This is a genomic window from Lichenibacterium minor (assembly GCF_004137685.1).
GTDB classification, from domain to species: domain Bacteria; phylum Pseudomonadota; class Alphaproteobacteria; order Rhizobiales; family Beijerinckiaceae; genus Lichenihabitans; species Lichenihabitans minor.
In genome coordinates, this window is record NZ_QYBB01000093.1 from 1 (window position 1) to 6699 (window position 6699).

5 protein-coding genes are annotated in these 6699 nt (G+C 65.2%); 4 read left to right on the plus strand and 1 reads right to left on the minus strand.

The window, feature by feature from the left end:
- Positions 1–191 precede the first annotated feature (191 nt).
- Entirely contained in the window at positions 192–1595 is a 1404-nt protein-coding gene (locus D3273_RS26880) for an amidohydrolase family protein (protein WP_207210919.1), read from the plus strand.
- A 674-nt stretch (positions 1596–2269) separates the two neighbouring features.
- Here the strand turns inward: D3273_RS26880 and D3273_RS26890 are convergent.
- On the minus strand, positions 2270–2599 hold the full coding sequence (locus D3273_RS26890; RefSeq protein ID WP_245501415.1) for a hypothetical protein: 330 nt from the start codon (positions 2597–2599) through the stop codon (positions 2270–2272).
- A 193-nt stretch (positions 2600–2792) separates the two neighbouring features.
- On the opposite strand from D3273_RS26890, the gene D3273_RS26895 reads away from it, so the two are divergent.
- The 3 genes from D3273_RS26895 to D3273_RS26905 all read left to right on the plus strand — a co-directional run bounded on the left by D3273_RS26895 (position 2793) and on the right by D3273_RS26905 (position 6154).
- Positions 2793–3260 (plus strand): MarR family winged helix-turn-helix transcriptional regulator, encoded by a 468-nt coding sequence (locus tag D3273_RS26895; RefSeq protein ID WP_129230022.1) that lies wholly within the window; start codon positions 2793–2795, stop codon positions 3258–3260.
- Positions 3253–4542: an HlyD family secretion protein gene (locus D3273_RS26900; protein WP_129230023.1), complete on the plus strand. Its 1290-nt coding sequence runs from the start codon at positions 3253–3255 to the stop codon at positions 4540–4542. The genes D3273_RS26895 and D3273_RS26900 overlap by 8 nt, the downstream gene beginning before the upstream one ends.
- Before the next feature lie 67 nt (positions 4543–4609).
- Positions 4610–6154 carry a DHA2 family efflux MFS transporter permease subunit gene (locus D3273_RS26905; RefSeq protein WP_428977814.1) on the plus strand — a complete coding sequence of 515 codons (1545 nt, stop codon included), beginning with the start codon at positions 4610–4612 and terminating at the stop codon, positions 6152–6154.
- Positions 6155–6699 lie beyond the last annotated feature (545 nt).

Genomic DNA, 6699 nt, shown 5'->3' on the forward strand with positions numbered 1-6699 from the left:
GCCGTCGTCGACCCAAAAATCCAACCGCTTCCCGACGCCCGCGACACCACACCAGCCCAGGGGAGGTGAGCAATTACCTCGCGTCAGTTCATGCGAAGCCCGCCAGGCCGCTCCTCCCTTGCGCTTCGCCTGGAATGATTTTCGTCGGGCTCTTTACTTTACGAGTTCGACGCTTGCATAAGGAAAACCAGATGGATGGTAAGATCGCGTTAGAAGAGCATTTCTCGACCGAGGCGAACAATCGTCACTGGAATGCCAAGGGAGAGGAGGACCGCAACGGCAAGACGTACGCGCAGGACGTAGAGCGCCGCCTCCTCGATCCAGAGCTCTGCATCGCCGAGATGGATCGCGCGGGCGTCCAGATGTCGATCATGTCCCTGACGTCGCCGGGCGTCCAATCCGTCGTGGACCCGACCGAGGCGACGGCCCTGGCGCGTTCCACGAACGACTACGCCCATTCCTTTGTGCGCAAGCATCCCAACCGCCTGTCCGCCTTCGCCGCCGTCGCGTTGCAAGACCCCGAGGGGGCGGCGGACGAAATCGAGCGCGCAGTGAAGGAGCTCGGGCTCAAGGGCGCGTTGATCAACGGCTACTCCAACGTCGGTCCAGGCGAGGCGATACAATACCTTGACGAGGAGCCGCTCGAGCCCTTCTGGGAGCGGGTGGCTGCGCTGGGGGTTCCGGTCTATCTTCATCCGCGGGAGCCGTTGCCCAGCCAGATGCGCAGCATCGAGGGCTATCCTGAGCTGGGCGGATCGGCCTGGGCGTTCTTCTACGAGACGGCCAGTCATGGCGCGCGCCTTACCTTGAGTGGATTGTTCGACCGGCATCCCAACCTGCAGGTCATCCTGGGGCACCTCGGCGAAAGCCTGCCTTTCATGCTGCCGCGCCTCCAGCACCGGATCGACGAGCAGCGCGAAGGGAGCGAAGGCCAGGCACCGCCCGAGTCACTACTTCGCCAACAACTTCTACATCACCACGAGCGGGCACTTCCATACCAAGCCGTTTCTGGAGGCCGTCGAACAGATTGGGGCCGACCGCGTGTTGTTCTCCGTAGACTACCCTTACGAGCAGTTCGACATGGGTGGGCGCTGGTTAACCCGGCGAACCCGAATAGCCCCCTGAATATCAACAATCCTAACAACCCAGCGAGTCTGAATAACCCAAACAACCCGTCTAACATCAACAGCCCTTTCAGCACTGACAATCCAAATAATCCTTACAGCGGAATAAACACTACCAACCCATATTCATCGTACAATCTTCTTCACCCTGAGAGCCCATATTCAGCCGCAAATCCATCAAATCCGAATAACCCCAACAATGCCGCAAAGAACCGAGCATCGGACGAGTCTTTTGAAAATCCTCACTTTGGTTTGTTCTATTTTTCCGAAGGCGACACGCCGACCGTGTACTGGAAGCAGAACAGAGAAGACTGTACATGCAAGCTGAACATCGATTGTCCTCGGTTCGTCTATGCGTATCTGAACCGACCGGTGCCAGCTCAAACGCCTGCTGAACCGATGGCTTCAGCCGATCCAGCTTCGCACTTAGTGCGCCATCATCGGCGAAAGCGGCATCACTCGCATGACTGAACGTTGTCTCGGCCCCGGCCTCATCGATGGGGCCGACCTGAGCTAACCCTCTGATCCGATTGATAGGTGAGGCAGCTACATAAGACCGCGTTCGTCATCCTTGGAACGTCCGCCGGAGTAGGTCGCTCCGCCGAGCCAAGCCTGGCCGAGCGTGTCTAATCGAGAACGTCCGCTTCCGAGAATCCGCAAAAGCGCGCGCTATGCCCGAAGCGGGTCGTCGGCGGCGCACGTACTCTCGACTGGTAATTGTACTGCACCTACCCGTTGTACACTCGTCCTGCTCTCCTTTTGGCCAACATGGTCGCGGGAGGCTGGCACCATGGGACAATCAGAACACGATCCGGGCTCGATGGAGAACCGACCTTGGGGCCGCACAGAAGCTCGGGGCCAGGCAGGCCCTCAAGCCGCAGCAGGTGTGGGCCATCCAGTTCCGGCTCCACAACAAGCAGCGCATGGGCGACCACGCCTGTTCGATCTCGCGATCGACAGCAAGCTCCGATGCAACGACATCTCCCGCGCTATCGTGGTCCAGCAGAAAACGAAGCGATCAGTGGAGTTCGAGCTGCTGGACCACGCCCGGGCTAGCCTGCAGGGCTGGTGTGGTGCCGTGACCGACGAGGACGTGTCGGCTGTATAGCGCGTGCTTCGGCCGACCAGCAGCGTCGGAAATCGGGTCAGGGCTCGTTCTTCCGACCCTGGCAGAGCACAACCGGAGTCGCCAAGGCGTTCGCGAACCCCGTCCCCTGGTAGACGGTCACGTTGTGCTGCCCCGGCGTCAGCATGAACGACCCCTGTATCACGTTCGGCGAGTTGTTCGCGCCGACGAGCGTCCAGGAATAGGTGCAGATCTGCGTCGGCGCGTCCGGGTCGATGTGGCTGCACAAGAGTTGCGCGCCTCCGAGTTGGGCGAAGCCGCCGCAGGAGAAAGCCGGCCCCGCCAGGGCCACGCCCGGCGCGAGCAGCAGCATCGCCGTCAAACCCGTCCTCGTCGATCGTCGGTCCATCGCCATTGCTCCCGTCCGCCCCGGCAACGTGTGAAGCACCCATGCGGCTCCGGCATGCCTGCCCTCCGCCGGTTCGCGCTGGCTTGTCCGACGAAGGGAGGGATCGTTATAGGGAGATCATAAGCATGTCTATGATCGACATGCCCATGAGAAGGGCGGCTGCGGTCCGCCCCGGACCGGAGCCCGCCGCCCCATGACCTTCCCGTCTTCCCCGGTGGGCTTCCTGCTCCACGACGCGGCGCGGCTGATGCGACGGCGCTTCGAGCAGCGTGCGGCGGCGCTGGGCTTCACGCGGGCGCAGTGGCAGGTGCTGCTGCACCTCAGCCGCAACGAGGGGATCCACCAAGCCGGGCTGGCCGACATCCTGGAGGTCGAGCCCATCTCGCTCGTGCGGATCCTCGACAAGCTGCAGGCCCGCGGGCTCGTCGAGCGCCGCCAGGACGCCGGCGACCGGCGCTGCTGGCGGCTTCACCTCACGGCCGACGCCCATCCGAGCCTCGCCCTGCTGCAGGACATCGGGGAGGACACGCGCGCCGAGGCCCTTTCGGGCTTCTCCGATGCGGAGCGCGACACCCTCGTGGGGACCCTTTCCCGTCTCAAGAGCAATCTGGTCGACGCTTGTACCAAGCCGGCCATCGACGACGAGGCACAGCATGGTTGAAGGGATTTCCGGACGCGATTTCTCCGACGCGGAACCGCTGGAGCGTTTCGACGACGACGAGCGCACCATCGCCCGTGGACGCGTGGCACCCGAACCCCCGAACACGGGTCCGGACACAGAGGACCGGGCACCCACCCCGGCCGCCCCACGCCCGCCGGCCGCGCATGCTGAGCCGGCGATCCCGACCTCGCCCCGCGCCAAGCGGCGGCTCCTGCGGCCGCTGCTCTTCGCGGCCCTGCCCGTGGTGCTCGTCATCGGCGGCTACGACTACGTCACGGGCGGGCAGGTCATGTCGACCGACAACGCCTACGTCCAGGCGCGCTCGCTCGGCGTGTCCACCGACGTATCGGGCACCGTCGCCGCCATCGAGGTCCGCGACAATCAGCATGTCGAGAAGGGGCAGCCATTGTTCCGACTGACGTCGAACAGCTTTCGCATCGCTCTGGAAGGTGCGCAGGCGCAGCTCGGAACCGTGCGCAACCAAGTGCTGACCCTGCAGGCGAGCTACAAGCAGTCGCTGTCGCAGATCGCTCAGGCCAAGGCCGACCTGCCGTTCTACCAGGCGACCTTCGGGCGCCAGAAGGATCTCCTGTCGAACAACTTCGCTTCCCGGTCCGCCTATGACACGGCCGAGCACGACGTCACCGCCACGCAGCAGCGCATCTCGGTCGCGACCGCCCAGGCGCAGTCCATGCTGGCCCAGCTCGGCGACGACGCCGACCAGCCGGTGGAGCTGAACCCGTTCTACCTGCAGGCCCAGTCGGCGGTGGACGAGGCACGCCGCGACCTCGACGACACGGTGGTGCGGGCGCCCTTCGCCGGCACGGTCACCAACGTGGACTCACTGCAGGTCGGCGGCTACCTCAAGGCGTCGCAGGCGGGCTTCAGCCTGATCTCGGACACGGACGTGTGGATCGAGGCGAGCCCCAAGGAGACGGAGCTGACCTACGTGCGGTCCGGCCAGGCCGCCGACGTGTCGGTGGACACCTATCCGGGCGTCGTGTGGCACGGCACGGTGGAGAGCATCAGCCCGGCCTCCGGCTCGTCCTTCTCGCTGTTGCCGGCGCAGAACACCACCGGCAATTGGGTCAAGGTCGTGCAGCGCATCCCCATGCGGGTCCATGTCGTTTACGACCCTGCCAAGCCGCCGATGCGCGTCGGCATGAGCGCGGTGGTGGACGTCGATACCGGACACGCCCGCGGCCTGCCCGACGCGGTGCAGCACGGGCTCGACTGGCTGCGCGGCGAGGCCGCCGCGCTGCGGGAGCGGTTCCATGTCTAGCGTCCTCCTCCGGGGGGCGCCCGCGCCGGACGACCTCGTCGAACCGATCGCCTCGCCGGCCGCCGCCCTGCCGTCGCCGCTGGCGACCGCCGGCCCCGAAGCGGGAAACCGCGGCGCCATCACTGCCTGCGTGATCCTGGCCGTGGTGATGCAGGCGCTCGACACCACCATCGCCAACGTGGCGCTGCCTTACATCCAGGGCAGCGTGTCGGCCTCGGCCGATCAGATCAACTGGGTGCTGACCTCCTACATCACCGCCGCCGCCATCATGACGCCGGCGGCCGGTCACTTCGCCAACAGCTTCGGCCGCAAGCGCGTGCTCCTGATCTCGGTCGCGGGCTTCGTCGTCGCTTCCGTTCTGTGCGGCATCGCGCAGTCGCTGGTGCAGATCGTCGGCTTCCGCCTGCTGCAGGGCATGTTCGGCGCCGCCCTGGTGCCGCTCGGCCAAGCGATCCTGCTCGACATCTACACGCCCGAGGAGCGCGGCTCCGCCATGGCGGTCTACGGCGTGTCCATCATGGTCGGGCCGGTGCTGGGCCCGGTGATCGGCGGCTGGCTCACCCACAACATCTCCTGGCGCTGGGTCTTCTACATCAACCTCGGCATCGGCGCCGTGGCGTTCCTCGGCATCACGGCCTTCGTCAACGAGACCCGGCGCGACCTGCAGGCCAGGCTCGACTGGACCGGGTTCGCGGCGCTGGGCCTCACCATCGCATCGCTGCAGATCTTCCTCGATCGCGGCGAGCAGCTCGACTGGTTCTCGTCCGGCGAGATCAGGGTCGAGGCGTTGATCGCCGCCTGCTCGTTCTACGTCTTCCTGGTGCACACCTTCACGGCGAAGAAGAGCTTCGTCGATGCGCGGCTGTTCCTCGACCGCAACTTCGCGGTCGGCATGGTCTTCATCTTCATCGTGGGCGTCACCTACCTCGCCTCGATGGCGCTGATGACCCCCTACCTGCAGACGCTGATGGACTATCCCATCGTCACGGCCGGCCTCGTCATGGGCCCGCGCGGCATCGGGACGATGGTCAGCATGTTCCTCGTCGGCCGTCTGATCGGCCGCGTCGAGGTGCGCTGGCTCCTGCTGATGGGACTGGTCCTCACCGCCTGGGCGATGAACGACATGTCGGGCTGGACGCGCGACGTGTCCGAGTGGAGGGTGGTCCAGACCGGCTTCGTGCAGGGCGCGGGGCTCGGCTTCCTGTTCGTGCCGCTGTCCGTCGTCACCTTCTCGACCCTGTCGGCGGCGCAGCGCGGCGACGGCACGGGCCTCTACAACCTGTCGCGCAACATCGGTTCGTCGGTCGGCATCTCGATCGTGACGGCGCTGCTGGCCGAGAACGTTCAGGCCAACCATGCCGATATCGCCGCGTCGGTCACGGCCTTCAACCCGATGTTCCACCTGCCGACCATCGCCCGCCTGTGGAGCCCCTACACGGCCCATGGCCGGGCGGCGCTGGATGCGGTCGTCACCACGCAGGCGACGCTGATCGCCTATATCGACGATTTCCGCCTGTTGATGCTGATGTCGCTGGCCGCCATGCCGCTCGTCTTCCTGCTCAAGAAGGCCAGCGGGCCCGTCGAGGTGGATCATTCGGCCATCATGGAGTGATCCGGTTCCCATCGGGGTACGGCGCGATGCGAGCCGGTCGCCGGAATGGCCTCTGCATCGAACGAGACGACATCGACCAGCCGCTTCCAACAGGGCCTTGCGGCCACGGAGAGGGATCGATGGGGTCGACCGCGGCTGCCCTCGGGGACAGTGACGTGGGGTCGGCCCAGGCCGGTACGGTGAAGATGGGTGGACAGCGGTCCGACCGCTTCGGATCTGGATCTGTCGAAAGGAGACGTTCCTACCTGTGACCTCAGGCAGTCGCTGTCGCAAAAGCTCTCGCCAAACCGTTTCCTTCTGCGACAGAAATTCGCGACGCTCACCAGCCTCGACAGGAGCGTCGCATTGGTGGGCGGTACAAAGTCAGGAGTTGCGCGACACGTCCGCTTCGACCCTCAGCGCTGAGCGTCGTCCAGTGCTGATGCAAGATCAGCAATCAGGGCGTCCTCTTGCTCCAGACCGATATTAAGGCGCACCAAGCGGGGACCCACGTCGACGCCACCCCGCGGCAGGCTGTCGTAGGCCATCACGAGGCTTGTCACCCC